General features: G+C 62.9%; 1 protein-coding gene and 1 rRNA gene. One reads left to right on the top strand and one right to left on the bottom strand.

The annotated features are described in order from the left end of the window. The first annotated feature begins 197 nt into the window (after positions 1 to 197). Positions 198 to 314: ribosomal RNA gene (gene rrf, locus CXZ05_RS22665) — 5S ribosomal RNA — on the top strand. Positions 315 to 904: 590 nt separating this feature from the next. Here rrf and CXZ05_RS23295 read toward each other — a convergent pair. Next, a partial coding sequence (locus CXZ05_RS23295) for a hypothetical protein (RefSeq protein ID WP_219726594.1) occupies positions 905 to 1,241 on the bottom strand: 337 nt, incomplete at its 5' end.

Here is a 1,241-nt window from a genome sequence, read left to right as displayed (position 1 = left end):
AACGAAACCTTCAAAAGACGTTCACACCATGGAGCAGGGTACAAAGAAACAAGACTGCTTGCGTCCACTATGTGGTTCCCAACCAACAAACCCGCCACGGGTTTTCATGGTCCCGGAACCAACAACTGAATAACAACACCACATGTTGTAACACCACAGTTTTCCCCACCCCCCCCAGGGGGTACGGGACACAGGGTTACGGCGGTCATAGCGTGGGGGAAACGCCCGGTCCCATTCCGAACCCGGAAGCTAAGACCCACAGCGCCGATGGTACTGCACCCGGGAGGGTGTGGGAGAGTAGGTCACCGCCGGACAACCATTAGAAAAACGGTCGAGAGCCCCAACCAGCCACTGGTCGGGGCTCTCCCGCATTTAAGCCACCATTCACACCGGGCTCAGGCCCCGACATCCACGTCGGGGCCTGAGCCGTTTAAAAGCCGCCGCCGGCCGGACGTGTTCGGCCTCCGCCGGCGGCTACCGGCGGCCAGGGCGCCAACAACCGGCCGCGGTGCCAGCAGCTGCGCCGGCGGCACGGCGAACCCGCCCTGGAGGTCCTTCGTCCCTCACGTCCGGAGGCCTGCCCGGGGGAGGGCCGGGATGCCGGTGCCGGGGCTGTCCCGGCCGCTGACCTGAGGTGCTTCGGTGAGGAACTTCACCGCAGCAAGTTCCCGGACGTTTCGCGGAGCTGTGGTTTGTGGAGGCTGTGTCTGCGGAGGCAAGGTGCCGGCCGGCGGCGTGCCCGCAGCCTGGACGCGCGGTTGAGCGGGGGGAGGACTCCCGATGCGCGGGGCCAATACCTGCCGGCCCAGGCTGAGATGCCCGGATTGTGACGCGGTCCATAAAACTCATCCGGACCCCGGGTGGTTCCGTTGACCGCCTCGCAGTGCCCGAAACCCGCGGCAATTCAAGGGTTTCGGGGCGGGTCCGTGCCTCTTTTGGCCGGGTTGCTTTGGGGGTGGGGTGGGTGTAATGTTTTCCAAGTCGCCGCGAGGGAGACAGCGAAGAGCTGGTAACCGCGGGCGGCCAAATCCCCGAAATCAAGACCATGATCTGGTGACTTTTGAGGTCGCTTGAGTGTGGTGGGGCTGGTTTTCCAGCCGGTGAGGATCCTGAAACACGGATTTGCATCGGGGAGTGAAGCCGGGTAAGTTTGAAAAGTTGCTCCGGAGCGATCCTGAACGTTGGTTTGGGTGGTGCCGGGTGTGTCTGTTGTTTGAGAACTCAATAGTGTGCCAAGTTTG

Source organism: Arthrobacter sp. AFG20, from assembly GCF_002892795.1.
In the GTDB taxonomy this organism is placed as follows: domain Bacteria; phylum Actinomycetota; class Actinomycetes; order Actinomycetales; family Micrococcaceae; genus Arthrobacter.
Note: the sequence above shows the minus strand (reverse complement) of the source record. Positions and strands in the feature narration are given on the sequence as shown.